This window comes from Streptosporangium becharense, assembly GCF_014204985.1.
Lineage (GTDB): Bacteria > Actinomycetota > Actinomycetes > Streptosporangiales > Streptosporangiaceae > Streptosporangium > Streptosporangium becharense.
Genome location: NZ_JACHMP010000001.1, coordinates 1111958 through 1138322 on the forward strand (window position 1 = coordinate 1111958; position 26365 = coordinate 1138322).

The window sequence follows — 26365 nt, forward strand, 5'->3', positions numbered from 1 at the left end:
TTCACTGCACCGTACGCCCGTGCGTCACCGGCCGCCGTGCCGGGGGGCGTCCCGCCGGCCCGCTGCCCGCCCACCGGCCCGGCCGCCCGGCCACGGCTAGGCGAACACCTTCCGCACGTGGTGGAGGCCGCGGACCAGGGCGTCGATCTCGGCCGGTGTGTTGTACAGGTAGAAGGACGCCCGCGTGGTGGCGGGAATCCCGAACCTGAGGTGGAGCGGGCGAGCGCAGTGGTGTCCCACCCGCACGGCCACTCCGAAGCTGTCGTCGAGGATCTGCCCCACGTCGTGCGGGTGAATCCCGTCGAGGGTGAAGGAGACCGTTCCCCCACGGTCGGCCAGGTCCAGGGGGCCGATCACCTTCAGGCCGGGCACCTCCGCCAGGGCGCCGAGCGCGTGCGCGGTCAGCTCCCGCTCGTGGCGGACGATCTCGGCCATCCCGATGTCGCCCAGGTAGTCGACGGCGGCGCCGAGGCCGACGGCCTCGACGATCGGCGGGGTGCCGGCCTCGAACTTGTGCGGCGCGGGCGCGTAGGTCGAACGGTCCATCCAGACCGCCTCGATCATCTCGCCGCCGCCCATGAACGGGGGCATCGCCTCCAGCAGCTCGGCGCGGCCCCACAGCACGCCGATCCCGGAGGGGCCGACGACCTTGTGGCCGGTGAAGGCCAGGAAGTCGACGCCCAGCGCGGCCACGTCGACCTGCTGGTGGGGCACCGACTGGGAGGCGTCGAGCATCATCAGCGCGCCGACCTCGCGGACCCTGGCCAGCACTGGGGCGACCGGGTTGACCGTGCCCAGCACGTTCGACTGGTGGGCGATGGAGACGATCCTGGTGCGCTCGGTGACGAGCTCGTCGAGGTTCGACAGGTCGAGGCGGCCCTCGTCGGTGACGGAGAACCACCGCAGCGTGGCGCCCGTGCGCTGCGCGAGCATCTGCCACGGCACGATGTTGGAGTGGTGCTCCATCTCCGAGATGACGATCTCGTCGCCGGGGCCCATCCGGAAGCGGGGGTCGTCGCAGGCGCGGTTACCGAAGGAGTACGCCACCAGGTTGAGCGCCTCGGAGGCGTTCTTGGTGAACACCACCTCGCCCGGGGAGGGAGCGCCGACGAAGGCGGCGATCTTCTCCCGGGCGGTCTCGTACGCCTCCGTCGACTCGGCGCCCAGCGCGTGCATGGCGCGGCCGACGTTGGCGTAGTGCATCGCCAGGTGCTCGCGCATGGCCTCGACGACCTGGGTGGGCTTCTGCGCGGAGTTCCCCGAGTCGAGGTAGATCAGCGGCCTGCCGCCGGGCAGCTCGCGGGAGAGGACCGGGAAGTCCTTCCTGATCCTCTCCACGTCAAAGCCGTTCGTCATCAGGCCGATGCCTTCGTGTAGGCCTCGTAGCCCTCCGCCTCCAGCTTCTCGGCCAGCTCGGGGCCACCTTCGGTGACGATCCGGCCGCCCGCGAAGACGTGGACGAAGTCGGGCTTCACGTAGCGCAGGATGCGGGTGTAGTGGGTGATGAGCAGCACGCCGGTCTCACCGGTGGCGCGGAAGCGGTTGATGCCCTCCGAGACCACGCGCAGCGCGTCGACGTCGAGGCCGGAGTCGGTCTCGTCGAGGACGGCGATCTTGGGCTTGAGGAGCTCCAGCTGGAGGATCTCGTGGCGCTTCTTCTCACCACCGGAGAAGCCCTCGTTCACGTTGCGCTGGGCGAAGGCGGGGTCGATGGACAGGGCGTCCATGCCGCTCTTGAGGTCCTTGGCGAACTCGCGCAGCTTCGGGGCCTCGCCGCGCACGGCGGTGACGGCGGTGCGCAGGAAGTTGGAGACGCTGACGCCGGGGACCTCGACCGGGTACTGCATGGCCAGGAACAGGCCGGCCCGGGCGCGCTCGTCGACCGAGAGCTCCAGCAGGTCGACCCCGTCCAGCAGCACCTGGCCGCCGGTGATCGTGTACTTGGGGTGGCCGGCGACGGCGTACGCGAGCGTGGACTTGCCCGAGCCGTTGGGGCCCATGATGGCGTGGGTCTCGCCCGACCGGACGGTCAGGTCGACGCCGCGCAGGATTTCCTTGTCCCCGACGGCGACGTGCAGGTCGCGGATCTCAAGGGTGGAGCCCGAGGGGACTCGGCTCGAATCAGACACTGTTATGACTCCTTCGAGAGCGAGACGAGGACGTCATCGCCGTCGATCTTGACACGGTAGACGGGGACGGGCTTGGTGGCGGGCGGACCGGTGGGCTTGCCCGAGCGCAGGTCGAAGCACGAGCCGTGCAGCCAGCACTCCAGGGCGCCGTCGTAGACCTCGCCCTCGCTGAGCTTCACCTCCGCGTGGGAGCACACGTCGTGCAGCGCGTAGACCTCCTCGCCCCGGCGGACCAGGGCGACGGGGGTCTCACCCACCTCAAGGCCGATCACACCCTCGTCGGGGATGTCGGCGACCTTGCAGACCTTCTCGAACGTCACTTCTCCAGCTCCGCCTCGACCTTGGCGAGCACGCGCTCGCGGAGCTCGGGGATCTCGATCTTCTCCAGCAACTGGGCGAAGAAGCCGTGGATGACCAGGCGGCGCGCGTCGTCGAAGGGGATCCCGCGGGCCTGGAGGTAGAAGATGTGCTCGTCGTCGAGGCGGCCGGAGGCGCTGGCGTGACCGGCGCCGGCGACCTCGCCGGTGAGGATCTCCAGGTTGGGCACCGAGTCGGCGCGGGCGCCGTCGGTGAGCAGGAGGTTGCGGTTGAGCTCGTAGGTGTCGGTGCCCTCGGCCTCGACCCGGATGATCACGTCGCCGATCCAGACCGCGTGGGCGTCCTGGCCCTGCAACGCACCCTTGTAGACGACGTTGCTCTTGCAGTCGGGCTGCGAGTGGTCGACCAGGATGCGGTGCTCCAGGTGCTGGCCGGCGTCGACGAAGTACAGGCCGGTCAGGTCGGCGTCGCCGCCGGGGCCGGTGTAGGAGACCGACGGCGACAGGCGCACCAGGTCGCCGCCGAGGGTGACGACGAAGCTGCGGAAGACCGCGTCCTTGCCGAGCAGCGCGTGGTGGTGGGAGACGTGCACGGCGTCGTCGGCCCAGTCTTGCAGGCTGACGACCCGGAGCCTGGCGCCCTCGCCGACGACGAACTCGACGTTGTCGGCGTAGACCGCGCTGCCCCGGTGGTCGAGGACGACCACGGCCTCGGCCATCGGCTCCATCCGCACGACCGTGTGGCCGTAGGCGGCGCCCTGGCCGGAGCCGGTGACGGTGATGGTGATCGGCTCCGTGACGACCGCCTCGCGGGCGACCGTGACGACGGTGGCCTTCTCGAAGGAGGCGTACGCCCGGGCGCTGACCCGGTCGGCGGGCACGTAGGCCCCGCCGACCCGCTCGTCCTCGCGGCCGGCGGTCTCCACGGTGACGCCGGGGCCGGCGTCGACCTGGACGACGACGTTCGCCGCGGCCGGGGCCGCGTCGTGCAGGCCCTTCAGACGTGACAGCGGCGTGAAGCGCCACTCCTCCTCGCGGCCGGTCGGGACCGCGAAGTCCGCCACGTCGTACGACGACCTCTCGTGGAGGGTCGACAGGGGCACCGGGGACACCGGGGACTTCGTGTCGAGGCCCATCAGCCGACGGCTCCTTCCATCTGCAGCTCGATCAGGCGGTTCAGCTCAAGCGCGTACTCCATCGGGAGCTCGCGGGCGATCGGCTCGACGAAGCCGCGCACGATCATCGCCATCGCCTCGTCCTCGCCCAGGCCGCGGCTCATCAGGTAGAAGAGCTGGTCCTCGGAGACCTTCGAGACCGTCGCCTCGTGCCCCATGGAGACGTCGTCCTCGCGGACGTCGACGTAGGGGTAGGTGTCGGAGCGGCTGATCTGGTCGACGAGCAGCGCGTCGCACTTGACCGTGCTGGCGCTGCCGTGCGCGCCTTCCTCGATCTGCACCAGGCCGCGGTAGGAGGTGCGGCCGCCGCCGCGGGCGACGGACTTGGAGATGACGGAGGAGCTGGTGTGCGGCGCGAGGTGCACCATCTTGGAGCCGGCGTCCTGGTGCTGGCCCTCACCGGCGAAGGCGACGCTCAGGGTCTCGCCCTTGGCGTGCTCACCCATGAGGTAGACGGCCGGGTACTTCATGGTGACCTTGGAACCGATGTTGCCGTCGATCCACTCCATGGTGGCGCCCTCGTAGGCGACGGCGCGCTTGGTGACCAGGTTGTAGACGTTGTTCGACCAGTTCTGGATGGTCGTGTAACGACAGCGGGCGCCCTTCTTCACGACGATCTCCACGACCGCGCTGTGCAGCGAGTCGGAGGAGTAGATCGGCGCGGTGCAGCCCTCGACGTAGTGCACGTAGGAGTTCTCGTCGACGACGATGAGGGTCCGCTCGAACTGGCCCATGTTCTCGGTGTTGATCCGGAAGTAGGCCTGCAGCGGGATCTCCACGGAGACGTTCGGCGGCACGTAGATGAAGCTGCCGCCGCTCCACACGGCCGTGTTCAGGGCGGCGAACTTGTTGTCGCCGACCGGGATCACGGTCCCGAAGTACTCCTTGAAGATCTCCTCGTGCTCCTTGAGGGCGGTGTCGGTGTCGACGAAGATGACACCCTTCTCCTCGAGGTCCTCACGGATCTTGTGGTAGACCACCTCGGACTCGTACTGGGCGGCGACACCGGCGATCAGGCGCTGCTTCTCCGCCTCGGGGATGCCGAGCTTGTCGTAGGTGTTCTTGATGTCCTCGGGCAGTTCGTCCCAGGACGCGGCCTGCTTCTCGGTCGAGCGCACGAAGTACTTGATGTTGTCGAAGTCGATGCCGCTGAGGTCGGAGCCCCAGGTGGGCAGGGGCTTCTTGTCGAACAGCCGCAGGCCCTTCAGGCGTAGGTCCAGCATCCACTCCGGCTCGTTCTTCAGCGCGGAGATATTGCGGACGACCTCCTCGGACAGGCCGCGGCGGGCCGTCGCCCCGGCGGTGTCCGAGTCGGCCCAGCCGAACTTGTAATTCCCGAGGCCTTCCAGCTCCGGGCGGTCGGTGACAGTCACCTTCCGGGCTCCTTGCTCGATGTGTCGATCGTTTCGTGGCTTGTGGAGGTTCGCGCCGGCCGAGAGGGCGGGGCGTCCGCGGGACGTTCCGCCGCGCCGGGTCCGGCCGACCGGTGGGGGCTTACGTGGGTGGTGCACACGCCGTCTCCGTGCGCGATGGTCGCGAGCCGCTGCACGGGGGTGCCGAGGATGCGCGCGAACGCCTCCGTCTCGGCCTCGCACAGCTGCGGGAACTCCGCGGCGACGTGCGCCACCGGGCAGTGATGCTGGCACAGCTGCTCGCCCCCGAGGCTGGCCTTGCTCGACGAGGCGGCGTAGCCGTCGGCGGACAGGGCCTCGGCGAGGACGCGCACTCGCTGGTCGGGGGGGACCTCGCTCATCCGTGGCTGCAGGCGGGCGACGAGGCCGGCCACCTGGGACCGGGCGAACTCCGCCACGGCCTGCTCGCCCACGCGGTCGGCCAGGAAGCGCAACGCGCTGCCCGCGAGGTCGTCGTAGGCGTGCTCGAAGGCGCTGCGACCGGCGTCGGTGATCGCGAACAGCTTGGCCGGCCGCCCGCGTCCCCGCTGGCCGCGCGGCCTGGCCGTGCGCGTCTCGGCCATCCCGTCGGCGAGCAGCGCGTCGAGATGGCGGCGGACGGCGGCCGGGGTGAGGCCGAGGCGCTCGCCGAGGGCCGCCGCGGTGACGGGCCCGTGCTCCAGGATGAGCCGGGCGACACGCGCGCGCGTGCTGCGCTCGGCGGAGACGCCGGCGGGCCGCACGGTGGCGGTCTCCTCGACTTCTCTCATCCCGGTCACGTTTTTCACAACATCAGTGTGCCGTAATTACTTCCCCGCTGACAAACCTGGGTTCGGCCCCCGGCAATGGGATGCGTCACGCAGGCAAGGCTTACCTAAGCTGGGACGACGTCCTTCTGTGATCTCCGCAGACCGGTGAAGGCGGCGAGCGAGACGAGGGTGAACGCGGCCAGGACGACGGCCATCGGCAGCGCCGACTCCCCGCTTCCGAGGCCGACCAGCGGGGCGGCGAACGCGCCGAGCGCGAACTGCAGCACGCCGCTCAACGCCGAGGCGCTCCCGGCGATCTGCTGGGGCTGGCCGGCCAGGGCGAGCGCGCCGGCGCCGGGCAGGACGAACCCCGCCCCGCACATCATCACGAACAGCCCGGCGACCAGCACGGCCAGGTGGAGGTGAAGGGCCGCGGTGACCAGCAGCGCGGCGGCCCCGGCCAGCTGGACGAACAGGCCGGCGAGGATCAACCGCCCGGGATCGGCCCACCGGCCCGCCATCCGCCCGCCGACCTGCGCGGTGGCGGTCAACCCCAGCGCGTTGAGCGCGAAGACCAGGGAGAACGTCTGCGGCGACACCCCGTAGACCTCCTGGAGCACGAACGGCGAACCGGAGATGTAGGCGAACATGGCCGCGAAGCCGAATCCGCCGGCCAGCGCGCTCGCCATGAACGACCGGTCGCGCATCAGGTGCCAGAAGGTGACGAGGGTGTGCCCGAGCCCGCCGCTCTTGCGCCGGCCGGCCGGGAGGGTCTCGCGCACCCCGAACAGCGCGGCGGCCAGCAGCAGGAGCCCGGCGACGCTCAGCGCGACGAAGACGCCCCGCCAGGAGGTGTGGTTGAGCAGTTGCGCACCCATGATCGGGGCCAGGATCGGGGCCAGGCCGGTGACGAGCATGAGGGTGGCGAAGATCCGGGCGATCTCGGCCCCCTCGTACAGGTCGCGGACGACCGCGCGGACGATCACCAGCGCGGCGCCGCCCGCGACGCCTTGGAGCAGGCGGAAGCCGACCAGCCCGTACACCGAGGGCGAGAAGGCGCACAGCAGCGAGGCGGCGGCGTAGGCGGCGATGCCGATCAGCAGCGGCCCCCGCCGGCCGCGCACGTCGCTGAGCGGGCCCGCGACGATCTGCCCGGCCGAGATCCCGATGAGGCAGGCGGTGAGGCTGAGCTGCACCTGGGCCGCCCCGGCGCCCATCTCCGCGGCGATGGCCGGGAGCGCGGGCAGATACATGTCGATCGAGAGGGGACCGATCGCCGACAGGGAACCCAGGATGATCAGTAGCAGTCTCGTGCGCCGGACGGCCGGCACCGTCTCCGTTTCGACGACGGCGGCGGTCATTTCCCTGTCCTCTTTTCCCTCGCAGGCCACAGTGGGCCCGGACGGGCCAGAGGGTTCCAACCACCATTGGGTCACCCCGATTCCTCGATATAGGAAAATTCCTTAAAAAGCTGGTAGGACGATGACCTGGCCGGACAGGCGGGAGGTGCGGCGGCCCCCGGGACGCCGGTCCGGGACGGCCGCCCGGCGCCGCGGGCGCCCGGTCCGCGAACGTGACCGGCATGCGCAGTCCCTAGACTCGTGGCCATGGAATCCCCAGCCGTCGAGATCGTCGATCTGGTCAAGAGGTACGGCAGAACGACCGCGGTCGACGGCCTGACCCTCAGCGCCGCCCACGGCGCGGTGACCGCGATCCTCGGTCCCAACGGCGCGGGCAAGACCTCCACCGTGGAGATCTGCGAGGGGTTCCGGCGGGCCGACGCCGGCACGGTGAAGGTGCTCGGGCTCGACCCGTCCCGGCCGGAGCTGCGGGCCAGGGTCGGGGTGATGCTCCAGGCGGGCGGCGTGCCCCCGGCCACCCGCTGCGGCCAGTGGCTGCGCCTGATGGCCCGCTTCCATGCCCACCCGCTCGACCCGGTGGCGCTCCTGGAGCGGCTGGGGCTGACCGAGCACGCCCGCACGCCGTACCGGAGGCTGTCGGGCGGCCAGCAGCAGCGCGTGTCACTGGCCGCGGCCGTCGTCGGCCGCCCCGAGCTGGTCTTCCTCGACGAGCCGACCGCGGGCCTCGACCCGCAGGCCAGGCACGCCTGCTGGGAGCTGGTGGGCGACCTGCGCGCGAGCGGCGTGTCGGTGGTGCTCACCACCCACCACATGGACGAGGCGGAGAAGCTCTCCGACCACATCGTGATCATCGATCACGGCCGGGTGGTGGCGCAGGGCACCCCGGCCTCGCTCACCGGGGCCGAGCGGCAGCTGCGCTTCCGGGCCCGGCCGGGGTTGTCCCTGGACGAGCTGCTGGCCGCGTTGCCCACCGGCAGCACCGCCAAGGAGTCGCCGGCGGGGCACTACATCATCGAGGGCCAGGTCGGGCCCGCCCTGCTGGCCACGGTGACGGCCTGGTGCGCGGCCGAGGGCGTCACGGCCGACGATCTCAGCATCGAGCGGCGCACCCTGGAGGACGTCTTCCTGGAGCTGACCGGACGTGAGCTGCGATGACGTCCCCGGTTTCCGCGCCGCCCCCCGCCCGGCCGTCCCTTCGCCGGCCGCCCGCCACCCCGTCACGGCCCGCCGCCCGCCGGGCGGGGCCAGAGCCAGACCGCAGGAGCGCGAGTTGACCACGCTGGACCTCACCCCGGCCCCGGGAGCCGCGCCGCTGGGCCGGATGGTCGCGGCCCAGACGGGCGCGGAGATCCAGGCGATCCTCCGCAACGGCGAGCAGCTCCTGCTCACGATGATCATTCCGGTGCTGCTGCTCGTCGGTTTCTCGGCCGCTCCGCTGGTCGACGTCGGCACGGCCTCCCGGGTCGGCTTCACCACCCCGGGCGTGCTCGCGCTGGCGGTGATGTCCACGGCCTTCACCGGGCAGGCCATCGCGACCGGCTTCGAACGCCGCTACGGCGTGCTCAAGCGCCTGGGCGCGAGCCCGCTGTCCCGGACCGGGCTGATGCTGGCCAAGACGCTGGCGGTGGTCGCCGTCGAGGTCGTCCAGGTGGCGGTGATCTCCGCGGTGGCGGTCGCCCTGGGCTGGCGTCCGCAGGGTTCGCCGCTCGCCGCGCTGCTCCTGATCGTGCTCGGCACCGCCGCGTTCAGCGGGCTGGGCCTGCTGATGGCGGGCACCCTGCGCGCCGAGGCCACGCTGGCCGCGGCCAACCTGGTCTACCTGGTCCTGCTCGGCTGCGGCGGGGTGATCTTCCCGCTGTCGAAGTTCCCCGATTCCGTGCAGCCGGCGCTGGAGCTGCTGCCGATCTCGGCGCTCGCCGGCGGGCTGCGTTCGGTGCTGTCCGACGGGGCCGGGCTGCCGGTGGCCGCCGCGGCGGTCCTGGCGTTCTGGGCGGCGGTGTCGCTCTTGCTGACCTCCCGCACCTTCCGCTGGGAGTGACCGGGACACCGCAGGGCCGGATTTCTGCTAGGAACAATTACCGATAACGGTCGGCAAGATCTAGCATCCCCCGGGTGATCATTACCGGAACTCGATCTTCCTATCGTCCGGCGACACGACAATCGGGGCGAATCTGGCCGATTCTGGCCATGGGTATCACCGCTGCGCTCGTCGCCGTCACCGGTTCGTCGGCGGTCTCCCACTCATCCGACGAGTTGGCCACCCTCAGTGCGGCCCGCCGCGGCCTGGGCGGGCTCTGGGAGCTGGCCCAGCACATCGATGGACACTTCCTGCCCTACTACGGGTTTATCCACATATGGCTGGAATTCGGACAGGCCGAATGGTGGATGCGGCTGCCCTCGGTGCTCGCCACCGGTGCCGCCGCGGCGCTGGTCGCCGACCTGGGGCGACGCCTGGGCTCGCTTCCGGCGGGGCTGGTCGCCTCCGCCGTCTACACCCTGCTGCCGTCGGTCTCCTACCACGGGCAGAACGCCCGCCCCTACGCGTTCGCCGCCGCCGCGGCGGTGCTGGCCACCTGGGCGCTGTACCGGGCGATCGAGGAGCCGGGGCGGCGCGCGGGCTGGTGGGGGTACGCGGCGGCCGTCGCCGTGCTCGGCTGCACGCAGGTGTTCGCCTTGCTCGTACTGGCCGCCCACCTGTTCGCGGTGGCGCTGTACGGCCGGGGCGTGCTGCTGCGGATGATGGCGGGCATGGCGGTGGGATGCGTCCCCGGCGCGGTGTGGGCCGTGGTCGGCTTCGCCGAGCGGCACGCGATCAGCTGGATCCAGCTGCCCGGACCGGACGTCTTCCTGTCGCTGCCCAAGATGGTCGGGGGCACCGCCCTGGCGGGGTGCGTCGTGGCGGCCCTCGCCGCCGCCGGCCCGTTCCTGCGCAGGCGGCACGACATCGACCGGCTCTGGATCGCGCTGCTGACCGGCTGGGCCCTCCTGCCGCCGCTGCTGCTGTTCACCCTCTCCCACCTGGTCTCCCCGGTGTACGTCGACCGCTACCTGTTCGCGACGGTGCCCGCGTACGCGCTGCTGGCCGGGCTCACGCTCACCGCGGTGCCCCGCGTGGTCACCGGGCTCGCCCTGGCCGGCGTGCTGGCCGCGGGGATCCCCGGGCAGCTGGACGTCCGGCGGGAGGACGGGCACCACGAGAACTTCCCCCGGGCGGTGCGGATCATCACGGACGGAGCCGAGCCCGGCGACGCGATCGTCTACGGGCGGTCCTCGCTGCGCGAGGGCTTCCTCTACTACGGGGGCGGCGGGCTGCCGGACGACGTGCTGCGCACGGGCACCGCTCCCCTGCCGGACTCCTTCGGGTACCCGGAGCGGGACGACATCGCCGCCGCCCTGGCCGACCGCGAGCGGGTCTGGGTGATCTGGCGCGGCGGCCCGGAGGCGGCCTCGCGGGTCGAGCGGGTCGGCGAGCTGACCGGGGAGGGGTTCACCCGCGTCAAGGGGTGGCGGGTGGGCCGGGTGCCCGGGATGACCGTGGCGCTCTACACCCGGTAGGCCCACCTGTTCCGTCCGTCCCGACCTCGGGGACCCGTCCGCCGCCGGCGCCGTCTCGCATGGCGGACGCCGTCCGGAAACGACGGCCCGGGCCGGTAAGGTGCCAACTATTCGGTTACACCTGGCACAAGGAGAATCGTGACCGCCGAGGCCCTGCACGGTCCGGCCGAGCCGTACAAGCCCGGGCTGCCCCGCCCCGGGGCGCTGCTGCGGGCGGCCTCCGACGCGATCCCGCCGTCCGGGCTGGTCCTGCTGGCCATCCTGTCGGTCCAGGTGGGCGCCGGGTTCGCCAAGGACCTGTTCGCCCAGCTGCCGCCGAGCGCGGTGGTGTTCCTGCGGATCGCGATGGGTGCACTGATCATGGGTGCGATCGCCCGGCCCCGGCTGAGGGGGCTGACCCGGGCCGACCTCGGGGCGGGCCTGGCGTTCGGCGCGACGCTGGGCCTGATGAACCTGTCGTTCTACGAGGCCCTGGCCCGGCTGCCCATGGGCGTCGCGGTGGCGATCGAGTTCCTCGGCCCGCTGGGGGTCGCGGTGGCCGCATCGCGACGCCGGCTGGACCTGCTCTGGGTCGTGCTGGCCGCCTCCGGCGTGGTGCTGCTCGCCCCGTGGGGCACGACGGCCTCGGGGATCAGCTGGGCCGGGATCGGGTTCGCACTGGTCGCGGCTGCCTGCTGGGCGGGCTACATCGTGCTGTCGGCCGCCGTGGGCCGGCGCTTCCCCGGCACGACGGGCCTGTCCTTCGCAATGATCGTCTCGATGCTGCTGGTCGCCCCGGTGGGCATCGGCACGGGCGGCGCCGACCTGCTCCAGCCGGAGCTGCTGCTCATCGGGCTCGGGGTGGGCCTGCTGTCGTCGGTCATCCCCTACTCGATCGAGCTGGAGGCGCTGCGCAGGATGCCCAAGCGGGTCTTCGGCATCCTGATGAGCCTGGAGCCCGCGGTGGCCGCGATGGTCGGCCTGCTGGTGCTGGGCGAGGTGCTCGGCGTGCGCGAGTGGGCGGCCATCGGCTGCGTGGTGGCCGCCAGCGTCGGCGCCACCCGCGGCGGCGGCTGAACCCGGGCCCGCAGGTCACGGTCCTTCCCCCGCAGGGGCCGCCGGGGAACCGGGAACCGGAGGCGCCGCCGGGCAACCGGCAGTCCTCCCAGAGGCGCCGCCGGGCAACCGGGAACCGGAGGCGCCGGTCGTCCGCGGCCGGTCGGACGTCAGTCTTCCGGCTTGCTGGCCCAGATGCCCCTGACGTGCCGGATGTGCTCGCGCATCAGCCGCTCGGCGCCGCCGGAGTCGCCCGCCGAGAGCAGGGTGAGCAGGGTGAGGTGCTCACGGGCGGAGTCGGTGAGACCGCCGCTGCGGTGCAGGGCCGACAGGCCGTACAGCCGGGCCCGGTTGCGCAGGTCGCGCACCACCTCCACCAGGTGCGCGTTGCCGCCCAGCGACAGGAGCTCCAGGTGGAAACGGATGTCGGCGTCCACGTAGGCGAGCAGGTCGCCGTGCTCGGCCGCGTCGACGATCTGCTGGGCCAGCGGGCGGAGCTCCTCGAAGCTGGAGGCGCGGGCGGGGTCGGCGAGTTGCGCGACCGTGGGCACCTCGATGAGCCTGCGGATCTCGGTCAGCTCGTCCAGGTCGCGTTCGGACAGCTCGGTGACCCGGAAGCCCTTGTTGCGCACCGCCTCGACGAGCCCTTCCTTGGCCAGGTCGAGCATCGCCTCGCGCACGGGCGTGGCCGACACGCCGAACTGGGCGGCGAGCACCGGGGCGGAGTACACCATGCCGGGCCGCATCTCGCCGGTGATCAGGGCCGCCCGCAGCGCGTGGGCCACCTGCTCCCGCAGGCTCTGCCTCTCGCCCACGGCCGGCAGGTCGAGCCGGTCGTCCGCCGTAGGAGCCATACCAGCGCCTCTCATGTTCGTATCGCTCGCGTCCACGCCTCGTAGGCGGCGCCCGCCACCACCAGGCCTCCCATGCCATGCCCACGCTCTCGAACACCCGGGGACCGGGGCCGGGGGACGCCGGAGGACACGGCGCCGGTGACCGGTTCCCGGAGGTTCCCCGCGAGATGACCAGTGGTGATCGTACCGTTCGCCGGGGGGAGCGGCGGGTCTCCCGCCTCGACGGCGCCGCCGACGCCGCCGGGGCCCGCCGCACGGCGGGCCCCGGCCGTCGTTCCGTCCGTCCGGGTCACCTTCCTCCGTCCCGCCGGAGTCCGCCGAGGTACGCCTCGACCACCCGGGGGTCCTCACGCAGTTCGGCGGCGGGGCCGTCGAGGACGCACGCGCCGTTCTCGACGACATAACCGCGGTGGGCGATCCGGAGGGCGGCGGTCGCGTTCTGCTCGACGAGCAGCACCGAGGTGCCTTCGGCGTTGATACCCGCGATGAGCTCCATGATGGAGGCGACCACCAGCGGCGCCAGGCCCATGGAGGGCTCGTCGAGCAGCAGCAGCCGCGGCCCGGTGACCAGCGCCCGGCCGATGGCGAGCATCTGCTGCTCACCGCCGGAGAGCGTGCCGCCCTGCTGGCCGCGGCGCTCGGCCAGCCGGGGCAGCAGCTCGTAGACGCGGTCGATGCGCCTGCGTGTCTCGGCCTGCTCGCGCAGCAGGTAGCCGCCCACCTGGAGGTTCTCGTGCACGGTGAGGGTGCTGAAGATCCTGCGTCCCTCGGGGACGTGCACCAGCCCGCGCGCGGTGATCCGGTGTGGTTTCTCCCGGGTCACCTCCCGCCCGTCGAAGACGACCCGGCCGCCGCTGGGCCGCACCAGGCCGGAGACCGCCGCGAGCGTGGTGGTCTTGCCCGCCCCGTTGTTGCCGAGCAGCGCGACGATCTCCCCCTCGGAGACGGTGAGGGACAGACCGCGCAGGGCGTGCACCCCGCCGTAGTGGACGTCGAGCCCGTCGATGTCAAGCATTGGCGTCGCTCCCGAGATAGGCCTCGATGACGGCCGGGTCCCGTCTGACGTCCTCGGGGCGGCCGTCGGCGATCTCCCTGCCGAAGTTGAGCACGACCACCCGCTCGGAGACCTCCATGACCAGGCCCATGTCGTGCTCGATCAGCACGATGGCGATGCCCAGCGCCTGGATCCGCCGGATCAGGTCGAGCATCTCGGCCTTCTCCCCGTGGTTGAGCCCGGCCGCCGGCTCGTCCAGCAGCAGCAGGTCCGGGCGGCGGGCCAGGGCCCTGGCGATCTCGGTGCGCCGTTGTTCGCCGTAGGGCAGGTGGCGGGCCGCGCCGTACCGGTCGCCGCGCAGGCCCACGAAGTCCAGCCAGTGGTGGGCCTGCTCGGTGCACTCGCGCTCGGAGCGCCGGTAGCGGGGGGTGTGCAGCAGGGCGTCGAAGACGCTCTGCCGCAGCCACAGGTGCGATCCGGCCCGCACGTTGTCCAGGACCGACAGCTCGCCGAACAGCCGCAGGTTCTGGAAGGTCCGCGCGACGCCCCGGGCCGCGACGGCGGAGGGCCGCAGGCCCGTCAGGTCGCCGCCCCGCAGGGTGATCCGGCCCGAGGCCGGCCGGTAGAAGCCGGTGACGCAGTTGAAGGCCGACGTCTTGCCCGCCCCGTTGGGGCCGATGACGGAGACGATCTCCGCCTCGTCCACCGAGAACGACAACCCGTCGATGGCCGTCAGACCGCCGAAGGACAGACGCAGATCCGTGACGTCCAGCAGGCTCACGGGACCTCCCTGGAACGGGCCGGCCAGAGCCCCTGCGGACGCAGGAGCATCACGGCGATGAGAAGGACGCCGAACAGCAGGAACCGGTAGTCGGCGAGGTCGCGCAGGATCTCCGGCAGGATGCTGATCACGACGGCGCCGACGACGACGCCGGAGACCGAGCCCATGCCGCCGAGGACCACGGCCATCAGCACCAGCGCGGACGCGAGGAAGGTGAAGCTGCCCGGTGAGACGGCCGACAGCTGGGCGGCGAACAGCACCCCGGCCAGCCCGCCCCAGACCGCCCCGGCGATGTAGGCGGCGAGCTTGACGCGGTAGGTGTGCACGCCCATCGCCTCGGCGGCGTCCTCGTCCTCGCGGACGAAGCGCCAGGCCCGGCCGAGCCGGGAGCGGCCCAGCCGGGCCGAACCGAGCACGGCCAGCGACACGACGGCCACGGTGACGTAGTAGAAGGCCGCCGGGTGCTCGACCAGGGGCGGGATGCCGTAGATGCCGGAGGGGCCGCCGGTGACCTCCAGGTTGTTGGCGGTGATCCGGATGATCTCGCCGAAGCCCAGGGTGACGATGGCGAGGTAGTCGCTGCGCAGCCGCAGGGTGGGAGCTCCGATCACGATCCCGGCGACGACCGTGACCACGATGACGGCGGGCACGGTGGCGAGCAGGGGCAGCTGGAAGCGGGTGGCCAGCACACCGCTGGTGTAGGCGCCGACCGCGAAGAAGGCGACGTAGCCCAGGTCCAGCAGGCCGCAGTAGCCGACCACGATGTTCAGCCCGGCGGCGAGCATCACGGCGATGGCGGCGCTGGTCATGACCGACAGCGCGTACGGCGTGGCGTCGACGAAGGGGGCGAGGATCGCGACCAGCAGGCCGGCCAGCCCGGCCCACCGGTTGCCCATCAGCCGCGAGGCCAGGCTGGGCGGCCGGTCGGTGCCCAGGCGGCGTACCTTGGCCGTGGTCATACCCGCTCCGTCACGCGCTCGCCGAGCAGGCCCGTGGGCCGCACGGTCAGGAAGAGGATCAGCACCCCGAAGGCGAACACGTCGCGCCACTCGCCGCCCAGCCAGAACGTGCCGAACGACTCCAGCAGCCCGAGCAGCAGCCCGCCGAGCATCGTCCCGGGGATGTTGCCGATGCCGCCGATGACCGCCGCGGTGAACGCCTTGAGACCGATCAGGAAGCCCATCAGGAAGTCGATCTTGCCGTAGTAGGCGCCGGCCATCACGCCGGCGGCGCCCGCGAGGGCCGAGCCGATGAAGAAGGTGCGTGAGATGACCGCGTCGACGTCGATGCCCATCAGCGCGCTGGTCCGCGGGTCGAGTGCGATGGCCCGCATCGCCCGCCCCTCACGGGTGCGGGTGACCAGTAGGTTGAGCCCGGCCATGAGCACCACGGCCACCCCCACCAGCACGAGCTGCTGGAGGGTGAGCCGGGCGCCCAGGATCTCCAGCGAGGTGCCGCCCAGGCGGACCGGGTAGACCCGGGGGTCGGCGCCGGCCGCGGCGCGCATGCCGTACTCCAGGGCGAACGAGGTGCCCACCGCGGTGATCAGCAGGGACAGCCGGGGAGCACGGCGCAGCGGCCGGTAGGCGATCCGCTCCAGCGCCACCCCGGCCAGGCCGGTGACGGCCATGGTCACCAGGAGCACCGCCAGCAGCAGGGGCAGGGCCATGCCTCCCGGCACGCCGCCGACCGCACCGAGGACGGCGAAGCCGGTGAACGCGCCGAGCATGTACAGGTCGCCGTGGGCGAAGTTCAGCAGCTTGATGATCCCGTAGACCATGCTGTAGCCGAGGGCGACCAGGGCGTAGAACGAGCCGACGAACAGCCCGTTCCAGACGAGCTGGGTCATCGGGCGGCCCCCGTCCCCCGCCGCACGGCCGGGGTGGCCGAGGCGGCCCGCACGGCCGGGGTGGCCCAGGTGGCCGAGGCGGCCCGCACGGCCGGGGTGGCCCAGGTGGCCGAGGCGGCCCGCACGGCCGGGGTGGCCCAGGTGGCCGAGGCGGCCCGCACGGCCGGGGTGGCCCGGGTGGCCTGCCCGCCCGGTGCTCGTCTCCCCCGCGGGACGGCCGGGACGCCGCGCCGGGCGGCGTCCCCTCCGGCCGCGCGCGGACCCGTGAGGCGCCCGGTCACCGGAGCGCGTCCTGCAGGGCGAACCCGTCACCCTTGACGACGAGGATCTGGAAGCCGCCGTTGGCCAGGGTGTGCTCGGGGGTGAACTTCAGCGGCCCGGAGAACATCGTGAAGCCGTCGATCGCCTCGAGCGCGGCGACCACCTTGGTGCCGTCGGTGCCGCCCGCCTTGGTGACCGCCTCGGCGGCCAGCCGCACGGCGTCGTACGCCTGGTTGGAGTAGGGGCCCGGCTCGGCGCCGAACTTCTTCCGGTAGGCGTCGAGCCAGCCCTCGGCGCCCTGGAGCGTGTCGGGGGTCTGGGTCATCGTGGCGTAGACGCCCTCGGCCGCCTCGGCCCCGGCGATCTCGATCAGCTTGGGGGAGACCGAGCCGTCGGCGACCATGATCGAGCCCTTGTAGCCGGCCTGGCGGAGCTGGCGGGCGATCAGGCCGCCCTCCTGGAAGTAGCCGGTCCAGTAGACGAAGTCGGGCTTCTTGGCCAGCACGTTGGTGATGTTGGGGCTGTAGTCGCTCTCCTTCGGGGTGACCGCCTCGGTGATCACCGCCTCGGCGCCGCCCGGGGCGTCGAGCAGCTCCTCGGTGCGCAGCGCGATGTCCTTGGAGTAGCTGGTGTTGTCGTGCATGAGGGCGACCTTCTCGGCGCCCTGCTTGGCGATCCACTTCTCCGCGGCGCCGGCCTGCTGGGAGCCGGTGCCGTTGATCAGGAAGACGTGCTTGAGCTTCTGGTCCACCAGTTCCTGGGAGTTGGCGGCCGGAATGATCATAGGGATGTCCGCCCTGCCGAAGATCGGCAGGGTGGGCAGCGTCGCCCCGGAGCAGTAGCCGCCCACCGAGATGTCGACGCCCTCGGTGACCAGCTTGTTGGCGGCGGAGGCCGCGGACTGGGCGTCGCAGGCGTCGTCGGCGGTCTTCAGCTCCAGTTTGCGTCCGAGCACGCCGCCCTTGGCGTTGATCTCGTCGATCGCGAGCTGTGCCGCGTTGCTCATGTAGGGGCCGATGGCGGCCTCGCTGCCCGACTGGGGGATCAGCATGCCCAGGGTGATCGGCTCGTCCTTGCCGGCCTGCGGGGCGCTCTCGCCTGCGCCGCCTCCGCCGAGCAGTCCCTGACCGCATCCGGTGACCAGGAGACCGAGGAGGGCGAGTGACGTGAAGGACTTAAGGGGGGTGGCACGCATGTGCGGCTCCTCACATCAGATGATGTGTGACATACCACTAGCAATGCATGATCACGTCAAGTGCCGAAACAAGACCGTTAGCGTTAAGAACCTCTTTCTCCACACATGCTGAAATTTCATATTTCCCTAGGAGAAAGGGTCTGACTAGCCCGCCGGGGCGATGGTGACCGTACGCAGGGAGGTGTAGAACTCCTGCGCCGCCTTGCCTTGCTCCTTGGCCCCGTAGCCGGAGTCCTTCTCCCCGCCGAAGGGCAGGTGGAAGTCCACCCCGCTGGTCGGGGCGTTGACCTTGACCAGGCCCGTCTCCAGGCGGTCGCTGACGTCCAGGGCCCGGTCGAGGTCCGTGGTGTAGACGGCCGAGGCCAGGCCGTAGCGGACGCCGTTGGCCAGCGCCACCGCCTCGTCGACCGAACCGGCGTCCTGGATCGCGCAGATCGGGCCGAACACCTCCTCGCAGAGGAGCGGGTGGCCCGCGGGCAGGCCGTCGACGACCGTCGGCTCGACGTACCAGCCTCCGCCGTCCGCCCCGGGGCCCCGCACGGCCCGGCCGCCGGCCAGGATCCGGCCACCGGCGCGCGCGGCGCTCCCGGCCGCGGCCACCACCCGGTCGCGGGCCGCCTCGTCGATCAGAGGGCCGACCACGGTGCCCGGGTCCGAGGGGTCGCCGCACGCGAGCTTTCCGACGGCCGCGAGGACGGCCTCGCGGACCTCGTCACCGTTGCCGACCGCGATGACCCGCTTGGTGGCCGTGCACTTCTGTCCGGCGAAACCCATCGCGGCCGCGGCGATCTGGGCCGCCGCGGCCTCCAGGTTGGCGTCGGGCAGCACCAGGGCCGCGTTCTGCCCGCCCATCTCGGCCTGCACCGGCACCCCGCGCCGCGCGGCGGCGGAGCGGACCGGCGCACCCGCCCGCGCGGACCCGCTGAAGGAGACGACGTCGGCCGTCTCGACCAGTACGGCACCCTCCTCGGCGTCGCCCGGCACGACCTGGAACTCGTTGAGGTTCAGCAGCTCGGCCAGGCGCAGCGCGCACGCCAGCGCCTGCGGGGCGGGCTTGAGCACGACGGTGTTGCCGAAGGCCAGCGCCGGGGCGGCCTTCCACAGCGGGATGGCCAGCGGGAAGTTCCACGGCGTGATGAGGCCGGCCACCCCGAGCGGGCGGCGCCGGGTGAACAGCAGCCCGGACCCCGAGGGCTCGTGCACCGCACCCGCCGGGTCGAAGACCTGCTGGGCGTGGTAACGCAGGATCGACACCGAGCGGGCGACCTCGGCGCGCGCCTCGGTGACAGGTTTGCCGACCTCGCGGACGACCAGGGCGGCGAGTTCGTCCGCGGCCCCCTCGACCGCGTCCGCGGCGGCGGCCAGCGCGGCGGCCCGCGCCGCCGCGTTCCGGCCGGCCCAGTCGTGCTGCACGGCCTGCGCCAGCCGGACGGCGGCGTGGACGCCCGCCTCACCTGCGGCCGGGAAGGAGGCCACCACGTCGGAGGGGGCGTGCGGGGAACGGCTCTCGATCAGTTTGATCACGGAGTTCACAGCAGGAAACCTTCGGGGAACGGGTCACGGGGGTCGAGGAAGTACTGCGCGGTACCCGTGACCCATGCCCGCCCCGTGATCGTCGGAACCACCGCGGGCAGATTCGCCACCGCCGTCTCCTCGACGAGGCGTCCGACGAACCTCGTGCCGATGAACGACTCGTTGACGAAGTCGGCGCCGAGGCCGAGCTCTCCCCTGGCGTGCAGCTGCGCCATCCGGGCGCTGGTGCCGGTGCCGCACGGCGAGCGGTCGAACCAGCCGGGATGGATCGCCATCGCGTGCCGGGAGTGCCGGGCTCCGGACCCGGGGGCGGTGAACTGCACGTGGTGGCACCCGCGGATGCCCGGGTCCAGCGGGTGCACCGGCTCGTCCCGTTCGTTGATCGCCCGCATGATCGCCAGGCCGGCGTCGAGGATCTGCTGCTTGTACGCGCGGTCGAAGGGCAGGCCGACCGACTCGACCGGCAGGATGGCGTAGAAGTTGCCCCCGTAGGCCAGGTCGTAGGAGACCTCCCCGAAGCCGGGCACCTCGATCACGCGGTCCAGGCCCACGCTGAAGGAGGGCACGTTGGTGATGGTGACCGCGGTGGCGGAGCCGTCCTCGACCCGGACCTCGGCGACGACCAGGCCCGCCGGGGTGTCCAGCCGGATGGTGGTGTACGGCTCCGTGACCTCCACCATGCCGGTCTCGACGAGGACGGTGGCGACGCCGATGGTGCCGTGCCCGCACATGGGCAGGCAGCCGGAGACCTCGATGTAGAGCACCCCGTAGTCGGCGTCGGGCCGGGTGGGCGGCTGCAGGATGGCCCCGCTCATCGCCGAGTGGCCGCGCGGCTCGTACATCAGGAGGGTGCGGATGTGGTCCGACTCCGCCAGGAAGCGCTCGCGCCGCTCGGCCATGGTCGAGCCGGGGAGCGTCCCCACTCCCCCGGTGATCACCCTGGTGGGCATGCCCTCGGTGTGGGAGTCCACCGCGTGGAAGACTCTCTTGGTCCTCATTGATCTCCTCCCGGGAGGGGTCGGTGTGCCGGAGCCGGCGGGGTCGTCGGGGGAATCCGCGGAGACGGCCGGCCGCGGGGACGCCGCGTCCGGCCGTGGACGGAGACGGACGGGGTCAGCTCAGGCCCTCGGCGAGGGCCTTCTCGGTGGCGGCGCGCACGGCGGCCTCCTGCTCGGGGGCGAGCGCGAACCTGGGCGGACGGCACCGGCCGCCCTTGCGTCCGGCCACGTCCATGGAGAGCTTGATGGCCTGGACGAACACCGGCTTGGAGTCCCAGCGCAGCAGCGGGTGGAGCGTGCGGTAGAGCGGCAGCGCGGTCGCCAGGTCACCGGCGACCGCCGCCCGGTACAGCGCCACGGTCGAGGCGGGCAGCGCGTTGGGGAAGCCCGCCACCCAGCCGACCGCGCCGGCGATGCCCAGCTCCAGCAGCACGTCGTCGGCGCCGACCAGCACCTCCAGGCCGGGGGCGAGCTCGGCGATCTCGTAGATCCGGCGGACGTCGCCGGTGAACTCCTTGACCCCCACGATCAGGCCCTCGGCGTGCAGGGTCGCCAGCAGGCGCGGGGTGAGGTCCACCCGGGTGTCGAAGGGGTTGTTGTAGGCGACGATCGGCAGACCGGCCCTGGCGACCTCCCGGTAGTGCTCCACCACGGCGTGGTCGTCGGCACGGTAGGCGTTGGGCGGCAGGAGCATCACGACCCGGCAGCCGGCCTCGCCGGCCTGCTCGGCCCAGCGGCGCGCCTCCAGAGCGCCGTAGGCGGCCACGCCCGGCATCACCCGGTCGCCGCCCACGGCCGCGACGGCGGTCTCCAGGACCGAGGCCCGCTCCTGCGGGGTCAGCGTCTGGTACTCGCCCAGCGACCCGTTGGGGACCACGCCCTCGCACCCGGAGTCGACCAGCCGGCGGCAGTGCTCGGCGTAGCCGTCCAGGTCGACGGAGAGGTCGTCGTGGAAAGGCAGCGCGGTGGCGACCATCACGCCGTGCCAGGGCTTCGCGCGGGATGTCATCGGTTCATCCTTCCAAAGGGGTTTCGGATCGTCCCGAAGGGGGTCGGGCCGACGTGGCGAGGTCGCCGAGCCGGATGGGCTGGGCGATCGGACGCCGTGGCGCCCCGGGGGTCTCGCCGGTGAGACATGCGACCGCGTAGCCGCACATCCTGCCCTGGCACCACCCCATACCGGGGCGTGCCAGCAGTTTCACCGAGCGCGCGTCGGTGGCGCCCATGGCCTGCGCCTCGCGCACGGCCGACAGGGGCACCTCCTCGCAGCGGCAGACGAGCGTGTCGTCGCGGAGCCAGTCCTGCCAGCCGGGCCGCACCGGGTAGGCGCCGTGCAGCGCCCGGGCGAAGGCGGCCAGTACGTCGCGGCGGCGGGACAGGGCGGGGTCGGGCGGCACGCGGCGGCCCAGGTCCGCGGCGGCGGCCCGGCCCGCGACACGCCCCTCGACCTCGGCGAGGACGGCGCCGCCCACACCGGTGGTCTCCCCGGCCGCGTAGACGCCGGGCACGCTGGTGCGCATGCCGGCGTCCACGGTGACGACCGGGCTGCCGTCGGCGTCGTGCCGGATGGCGCAGCCCAGCTGGACGGGCAGGTCGAGCTGGGGGACGAAGCCGTAACCGTAGGCGAGGGTGTCGCACGCGACGGTCCGGGTGGAGACCGGCCGCCAGTTCCGGTCGAGCCGGGCCACGGTGACGTGGGTCAGCGCGGTCGTGCCGTGGGCGGCGACGACCGCCTCACGGCCCCGGTAGGGGATCCGGTGGCGGGCCAAGGTCGCGGCGTAGCCGAGGGCCTCCGCGGCCTTTCCCGCGGCGAGAAGCGGGTGGGCGGCGAGCCCGAAGCGGCCGTTGGCCTCGTGCACCCCGGCCACCTCGGCACCGGCCGCGGCGAGCCCCGCGGCGACCGGGAGCAGGAACGGGCCCGTCCCGGCGACCACGACCCGGCGCCCGGCGAGCACCAGCTCGCCCTTGAGCAGCGCCTGCGCGCCGCCCGCGGTGAGCACGCCGGGCAGGTCCCAGCCGGGGAAGGGCACCGGCCGGTCGTGCGCGCCGGTGGCGACCAGCAGCCTTCGCGCGGTGACGGTGCGGGGCCGCTCCTCGCGGTCTCCCAGGCACCGTACGACGAACGTCTCACCGGCGCGTTCGACCGCCCAGACGCGGTGGCGCAGCAGCACGTCGGCGCGCTCGCGCAGCGCCTCCCACTGGCGGGTGAACCGGTCCAGGCCGTGGTGGAGCACGCCGGCCCGCTCGGCGCGGAACCCGTCGGCGGGACGCCGGAAGTACTGCCCGCCGGGCCGGGCCGCGCCGTCGACCAGCACGACGCCGAGACCGGCCAGGGAGGCGGTCAGGGCACCGGCGACCCCGGCGGGGCCCGCGCCGACGACGGCGAGGTCGTAGACCCGCGTCATCGCCCGCTCACCGGCCCCTCGGCGGCACCCGGGCCGCCCGGGACATCCGGGCCGCAGGAGGCGGTCTCGTCACGGGCGCCCGCGTGCCGGGTGGCCGGGCTACAGGAGGCGTCCGCGCGGTGGCTGTCCGCGGCGTCCGGCACGGTGTCCGGTGCGGTGCCGGGTGCGGTGTCCGGTGCGGTACCGGGTGCGGCGTCCGCCGCGCGGTGGGCCGCGCCGCCGGTGTCGATCCGGTCGCCGGGGCGTGCCTCGGTCAGGCAGGCGCGCAGGGACGGGATGCCGTTCACCGTGACCAGGCAGTCGAAGCAGACGCCGATGCCGCAGAACAGCCCGCGGGGGCGCCCGCCGAACCTGGTGGTCCGCCAGGAGCGGATGCCGGCGCCGTGCATGGCGGCGCCGACGGTCTGGCCGGGGACCACCGGGATCGGCGAGCCGTCCACGCTGATCTCGAACTCCGGCTCGGGCCGCGCCCGCACCAGGCGGTATTGCCGCCTCATGGCGTCTCCTTCGTGAAGCGGTCCGGGCGGAAGGGGGACAGGTCCAGGTCCGGTCGGACGCCGGACAGGGCCTGGGCGATCAGGTGGCCGGTGGCCGGGGCGAGGCCGATGCCCGCCCCCTCGTGCCCGCAGGCGTGGTAGAGGCCGGGGGCCCGGGGGTCCTCGCCGATCACCGGCAGGTGGTCGGGGCAGTAGGGGCGGAAGCCGCAGTAGGCGCGGATCGCCCGGTAGCCGGCCAGCGCGGGGAACAGCTCGACCGCCTGCCGGGCGAGGCGTTCCAGCACCGGCATCGAGACCGTGCGGTCGAAGCCCACCCGTTCGCGGCTGGCGCCGATCAGGACGGGTCCCGCAGGGGTGCCCTCGACGACGGCGGACGTCTCCAGTCCCGCCGAGTCGCTGGCCACGTTGGTCACGTAGGCGGCGGTGTAGACCTTGTGCCGGATGAGCGGCCGGGCGAGCGGCTCGGTGACCAGGATGAAGCCGCGCCTGGGCAGGACGGGGACGTGCACCCCGGCCAGCGCGGCGATCTCGCCGCCCCAGGTGCCCGCGGCGTTGACGACGGCTCCGGCGAGGATGTCGCCGTGGTCGGTCGCCACACCGGTGACCCGGTCACCGTCGCGGACGAGGCCGGTCACCGTGACACCGGTCCGTAGCATCAGGGCGCCGCGGCCGAAGCGCTCCGCGCCTCGCCGGATGAGGGTGGCCGCGGCCCGCATGGGCTGGACCTGGGCGTCCTGCGGGTAGAACACGCCTCCGGCGAACCCCTCGGCCAGGTGCGGCTCGTAGTCGCGGAGCCCGTCCGGGGCGACGACGGCGTACTCGACGCCCTGCTTTCCGGCCAGGCCGGTGAGGGCCCGGAGCACCTCGGCGGTCTCGGCGACGACCAGGCCGCCCTTGGCCTCGAACTCGAACCCGCCGTCGCCTGCGGCGCCGTCCTCACCCTCCGTCGCCAGGTCACGCCAGAGGCGGTTGGAGAGCACGGCGAGGTCCAGCTCGGGGCCCGGTTCCTTGTCGGAGACCAGCAGGTTGCCCTCGCCCGCGCCGGTCGTGCCGCCGGCCACCGGTCCGCGGTCGACGACCACCACGTCCAGCCCGGCACGGGCCGCGTAGTAGGCGCACGCGGCGCCGACGACTCCGGCGCCGACGACCACGACGTCCGGCATGGTTCACCTCGCTCCAGCAGCTCGATCCTTCGGTAATATGTCACATACTTTTACTGGGATCAATGCCCTGAATCCAGACACCCATCTCCGTTCCGGCAGTTCAGCCGCTCCCCGCCCGGAGCCCCCGGCGACGACGGTTCCCTGGTGGCGGCACCGGCCAGGTGGCCTCATAGCATGAACGCGTGAATCCTTCCACCGACCGCGCCCGCGGCTTCCCCGCCGCCCTCATCAGTTCGATCTGGTCGCCCACGTCGCGCTCGGCGCGCGGGTGGGCGCTGACGGCGGTGATCGTCAACGTCCTGATCACGGTGACGGGCGCCGCGGTGCGGGTCACCGGGTCCGGCCTGGGCTGCCCCACCTGGCCGCAGTGCACCGCGGACAGCTTCGTCCCGGTGCCCCACGACGAGATCTCGCCGGTCAACATGGCGATCGAGTTCGGCAACCGGCTGCTGACCTTCCTGGTGCTCCTGGTCGCCGTGGCCTGCGTGGTCGCCGCGACGCGGCTGCCGTCCCGCCGCCCCGACCTGGTCCGCCTGGCCTGGTTGCAGCCGATCGGAGTGGCGGTGCAGGGCCTGTGGGGCGGACTGGTGGTGCACACCCTGCTCAACCCGTTCACCGTGAGCATGCACTTCCTGTTCTCCGTCGCCATGACGGCCGCCGCGTATGTGCTGTACATCCACGCCCGCGAGGAGGACGGGCCGGTTCGCCCGCTGGTCCACCGGGGCATCCGCGCGCTCGGCACCGCGCTGGTCGTGGCGGTGTCCGTCCTGCTCGTCGCGGGCGTGGTGGTCACCGGCACCGGGCCGCACTCCGGCGACGAACTGGCCTCGCGTTTCCCCTTCGACATCGAGGCGGTGACGAGGATCCACGTCGACATCGCCTACGTGGTGGTCGGGCTCACCTTCGCGCTCCTGTTCGCGCTGTACGTGACGGACGGTCCGGTGCGGGCCAGGTGGGCGGCGCTGGCCCTGCTGGGCGTGGAGCTGGCCCAGGGCGGCATCGGATACGTCCAGTACTTCCTGGGCGTGCCCGCGACCCTGGTCAACCTGCACGTCCTCGGCTCGGCGCTGGTCTGGATCGGCACGCTCCACGTGGTGTTCGCGCTGCGCGCCCGTGACCCGCGCGACGCCCCCGCCGAGACCACCGGCCCGCTCGACGCCGTCCGCGGCTGACGCCCGCGGCTGACGTCCGCGCCACCGGAGCATCGCGGTCCCGCCCGACACCGCCCGCACCCGCCCGAAGCACCGCGGTGCAGGCCCGGCACCGCCCGCACCCGGTGTCCGCACCCGCCGCCCGCACCCGGCCGGAGCACCGGGGCTCCACACGGCCCCGGTCCCGCCGGACGGGACAATGATCGTATGCCGCTGTCACGCACCGTTCTCAGGCGCTCCTACCTGGCCGCCGTGCTGCTGAGCGTCCTGGGCCTCAGCCCGATGACCTGGGCCTGGCTGACCAGCTCCGGGCACCGGGCGGTCGCCGACTCCTCCCCCGGCTGGCTGGAGGACGTCCCCGAGGCCCCGGTGGCGCTGGTGCTCGGCGCGGGCGCCCCCGGGGGCACGCCCTCCCCCATGCTGGCCAGCCGGCTGGACCTGTCCGCCAGGCTCTACCGGGCGGGCAAGGTCAGGGCGATCCTGCTGTCCGGCGACAACAGCCGCAAGGACTATGACGAGCCGACCGTGATGCGCGACTACCTGGTGGCGCGGGGCATACCGGCCAAAGCGCTCGTCCTCGACTACGCGGGTTTCGACACCTGGGACTCGTGCGTGCGGGCCCGCACCGTGTTCGGCGCCACCAGGGCCACCGTGGTCACCCAGGTCTTCCACCTGCCCAGGGCGGTCACCCTGTGCCGCACGGCGGGGATCGACGCCTTCGGCGTGGGCGACGACTCCGCCAAGCGGTGGGCGACCACCTACGCCCTGGCCGCCCGCGAGTTCTTCGCCTCGGCCAAGGGGCTCCTGGACTCCGTGGTGCTCAGTTCGGCGCCCGTCTTCCCCGGGCCGCGCGAGACCGCGCTGGAGGACGCGCTGCGACCGGAGTGAACGCCGCCGGACGAACCGCCCTGGAGACGGCCGCCGGACGACCTCGCCCGGGGTGCCGTCCGAGGCGCCTCCCTGGCGGCGCCT

Annotated in this window: 26 protein-coding genes; 6 read left to right on the plus strand and 20 right to left on the minus strand. The window is 72.7% G+C overall.

Features of this window, described 5'->3' with window-relative positions; genetic code table 11:
* Window positions 1–96: 96 nt before the first annotated feature.
* The 7 genes from F4562_RS04845 to F4562_RS04875 all read right to left on the minus strand — a co-directional run bounded on the left by F4562_RS04845 (window position 97) and on the right by F4562_RS04875 (window position 7122).
* Window positions 97–1356, minus strand: a complete 1260-nt coding sequence (locus F4562_RS04845; RefSeq protein ID WP_184548273.1) for a cysteine desulfurase — start codon at window positions 1354–1356, stop codon at window positions 97–99.
* On the minus strand, window positions 1356–2129 hold the full coding sequence (gene sufC / locus F4562_RS04850) for a Fe-S cluster assembly ATPase SufC (protein WP_184548271.1): 774 nt from the start codon (window positions 2127–2129) through the stop codon (window positions 1356–1358). Before sufC ends, F4562_RS04845 begins: the two co-directional genes overlap by 1 nt.
* Before the next feature lie 2 nt (window positions 2130–2131).
* Window positions 2132–2449, minus strand: coding sequence for a Rieske (2Fe-2S) protein (locus F4562_RS04855; protein WP_184548269.1), 318 nt, complete (start codon window positions 2447–2449; stop codon window positions 2132–2134).
* Window positions 2446–3582: a Fe-S cluster assembly protein SufD gene (gene sufD, locus F4562_RS04860; RefSeq protein ID WP_184548268.1), complete on the minus strand. Its 1137-nt coding sequence runs from the start codon at window positions 3580–3582 to the stop codon at window positions 2446–2448. The genes F4562_RS04855 and sufD overlap by 4 nt, the downstream gene beginning before the upstream one ends.
* A complete protein-coding gene (sufB, locus tag F4562_RS04865) occupies window positions 3582–4994 on the minus strand; it encodes a Fe-S cluster assembly protein SufB (RefSeq protein ID WP_184548266.1) in 1413 nt (470 codons plus the stop codon). Before sufB ends, sufD begins: the two co-directional genes overlap by 1 nt.
* The gene (locus F4562_RS04870) at window positions 4991–5782 is read right to left on the minus strand and encodes a helix-turn-helix transcriptional regulator (RefSeq protein WP_184548264.1); all 792 of its coding nucleotides are present in this window, start codon (window positions 5780–5782) and stop codon (window positions 4991–4993) included. Before F4562_RS04870 ends, sufB begins: the two co-directional genes overlap by 4 nt.
* Window positions 5783–5886: 104 nt before the next feature.
* Window positions 5887–7122, minus strand: coding sequence for a multidrug effflux MFS transporter (locus F4562_RS04875; protein WP_184548262.1), 1236 nt, complete (start codon window positions 7120–7122; stop codon window positions 5887–5889).
* Window positions 7123–7368: 246 nt separating this feature from the next.
* Here F4562_RS04875 and F4562_RS04880 point away from each other — a divergent pair, with 246 nt between their 5' ends.
* The 4 genes from F4562_RS04880 (at window position 7369) to F4562_RS04895 (ending at window position 11733) form a co-directional block, all read left to right on the plus strand.
* Window positions 7369–8277, plus strand: a complete 909-nt coding sequence (locus F4562_RS04880) for an ABC transporter ATP-binding protein (protein WP_184548260.1) — start codon at window positions 7369–7371, stop codon at window positions 8275–8277.
* Window positions 8278–8443: 166 nt separating this feature from the next.
* The gene (locus F4562_RS04885) at window positions 8444–9160 is read left to right on the plus strand and encodes an ABC transporter permease (RefSeq protein ID WP_246473772.1); all 717 of its coding nucleotides are present in this window, start codon (window positions 8444–8446) and stop codon (window positions 9158–9160) included.
* 149 nt (window positions 9161–9309) lie between these two features.
* A complete protein-coding gene (locus F4562_RS04890; RefSeq protein WP_184548256.1) occupies window positions 9310–10677 on the plus strand; it encodes a glycosyltransferase family 39 protein in 1368 nt (455 codons plus the stop codon).
* A gap of 138 nt (window positions 10678–10815) precedes the next feature.
* Window positions 10816–11733, plus strand: coding sequence for an EamA family transporter (locus F4562_RS04895; RefSeq protein WP_184548254.1), 918 nt, complete (start codon window positions 10816–10818; stop codon window positions 11731–11733).
* A 149-nt stretch (window positions 11734–11882) separates the two neighbouring features.
* Here the strand turns inward: F4562_RS04895 and F4562_RS04900 are convergent, their stop codons facing one another.
* From F4562_RS04900 to F4562_RS04960, 13 genes are all read right to left on the minus strand, one after another.
* On the minus strand, window positions 11883–12566 hold the full coding sequence (locus tag F4562_RS04900; RefSeq protein ID WP_184548252.1) for a GntR family transcriptional regulator: 684 nt from the start codon (window positions 12564–12566) through the stop codon (window positions 11883–11885).
* Between the two features lie 289 nt (window positions 12567–12855).
* The gene (locus F4562_RS04905) at window positions 12856–13581 is read right to left on the minus strand and encodes an ABC transporter ATP-binding protein (RefSeq protein WP_184548250.1); all 726 of its coding nucleotides are present in this window, start codon (window positions 13579–13581) and stop codon (window positions 12856–12858) included.
* On the minus strand, window positions 13574–14341 hold the full coding sequence (locus F4562_RS04910; protein ID WP_184548248.1) for an ABC transporter ATP-binding protein: 768 nt from the start codon (window positions 14339–14341) through the stop codon (window positions 13574–13576). Before F4562_RS04910 ends, F4562_RS04905 begins: the two co-directional genes overlap by 8 nt.
* Window positions 14338–15300, minus strand: a complete 963-nt coding sequence (locus tag F4562_RS04915) for a branched-chain amino acid ABC transporter permease (RefSeq protein ID WP_184548246.1) — start codon at window positions 15298–15300, stop codon at window positions 14338–14340. Before F4562_RS04915 ends, F4562_RS04910 begins: the two co-directional genes overlap by 4 nt.
* On the minus strand, window positions 15297–16190 hold the full coding sequence (locus F4562_RS04920) for a branched-chain amino acid ABC transporter permease (RefSeq protein WP_184548245.1): 894 nt from the start codon (window positions 16188–16190) through the stop codon (window positions 15297–15299). Before F4562_RS04920 ends, F4562_RS04915 begins: the two co-directional genes overlap by 4 nt.
* On the minus strand, window positions 16187–16471 hold the full coding sequence (locus F4562_RS04925) for a hypothetical protein (protein WP_184854760.1): 285 nt from the start codon (window positions 16469–16471) through the stop codon (window positions 16187–16189). The genes F4562_RS04920 and F4562_RS04925 overlap by 4 nt, the downstream gene beginning before the upstream one ends.
* Complete coding sequence (locus F4562_RS04930; RefSeq protein WP_184548241.1) at window positions 16468–17646, minus strand: branched-chain amino acid ABC transporter substrate-binding protein; 1179 nt, start codon at window positions 17644–17646, stop codon at window positions 16468–16470. The genes F4562_RS04925 and F4562_RS04930 overlap by 4 nt, the downstream gene beginning before the upstream one ends.
* 144 nt (window positions 17647–17790) lie before the next feature.
* Window positions 17791–19179, minus strand: a complete 1389-nt coding sequence (locus tag F4562_RS04935) for an aldehyde dehydrogenase family protein (RefSeq protein WP_184548239.1) — start codon at window positions 19177–19179, stop codon at window positions 17791–17793.
* Entirely contained in the window at window positions 19176–20177 is a 1002-nt protein-coding gene (locus tag F4562_RS04940) for a proline racemase family protein (protein WP_184548218.1), read from the minus strand. Before F4562_RS04940 ends, F4562_RS04935 begins: the two co-directional genes overlap by 4 nt.
* A 115-nt stretch (window positions 20178–20292) precedes the next feature.
* Window positions 20293–21186 (minus strand): dihydrodipicolinate synthase family protein, encoded by an 894-nt coding sequence (locus F4562_RS04945; RefSeq protein WP_184548216.1) that lies wholly within the window; start codon window positions 21184–21186, stop codon window positions 20293–20295.
* Between the two features lie 4 nt (window positions 21187–21190).
* Complete coding sequence (locus F4562_RS04950) at window positions 21191–22582, minus strand: FAD/NAD(P)-dependent oxidoreductase (RefSeq protein WP_184548214.1); 1392 nt, start codon at window positions 22580–22582, stop codon at window positions 21191–21193.
* Entirely contained in the window at window positions 22579–23079 is a 501-nt protein-coding gene (locus tag F4562_RS34610) for a (2Fe-2S)-binding protein (RefSeq protein ID WP_246473351.1), read from the minus strand. The genes F4562_RS04950 and F4562_RS34610 overlap by 4 nt, the downstream gene beginning before the upstream one ends.
* Window positions 23076–24242, minus strand: coding sequence for an NAD(P)/FAD-dependent oxidoreductase (locus F4562_RS04960; RefSeq protein WP_184548212.1), 1167 nt, complete (start codon window positions 24240–24242; stop codon window positions 23076–23078). Before F4562_RS04960 ends, F4562_RS34610 begins: the two co-directional genes overlap by 4 nt.
* A 182-nt stretch (window positions 24243–24424) precedes the next feature.
* Between F4562_RS04960 and F4562_RS04965 the strand changes: the two genes are divergently transcribed.
* Window positions 24425–25414 carry a COX15/CtaA family protein gene (locus F4562_RS04965; protein WP_184548210.1) on the plus strand — a complete coding sequence of 330 codons (990 nt, stop codon included), beginning with the start codon at window positions 24425–24427 and terminating at the stop codon, window positions 25412–25414.
* A 186-nt stretch (window positions 25415–25600) separates the two neighbouring features.
* Window positions 25601–26281, plus strand: coding sequence for a SanA/YdcF family protein (locus F4562_RS04970; RefSeq protein ID WP_184548208.1), 681 nt, complete (start codon window positions 25601–25603; stop codon window positions 26279–26281).
* Window positions 26282–26365: the final 84 nt, after the last annotated feature.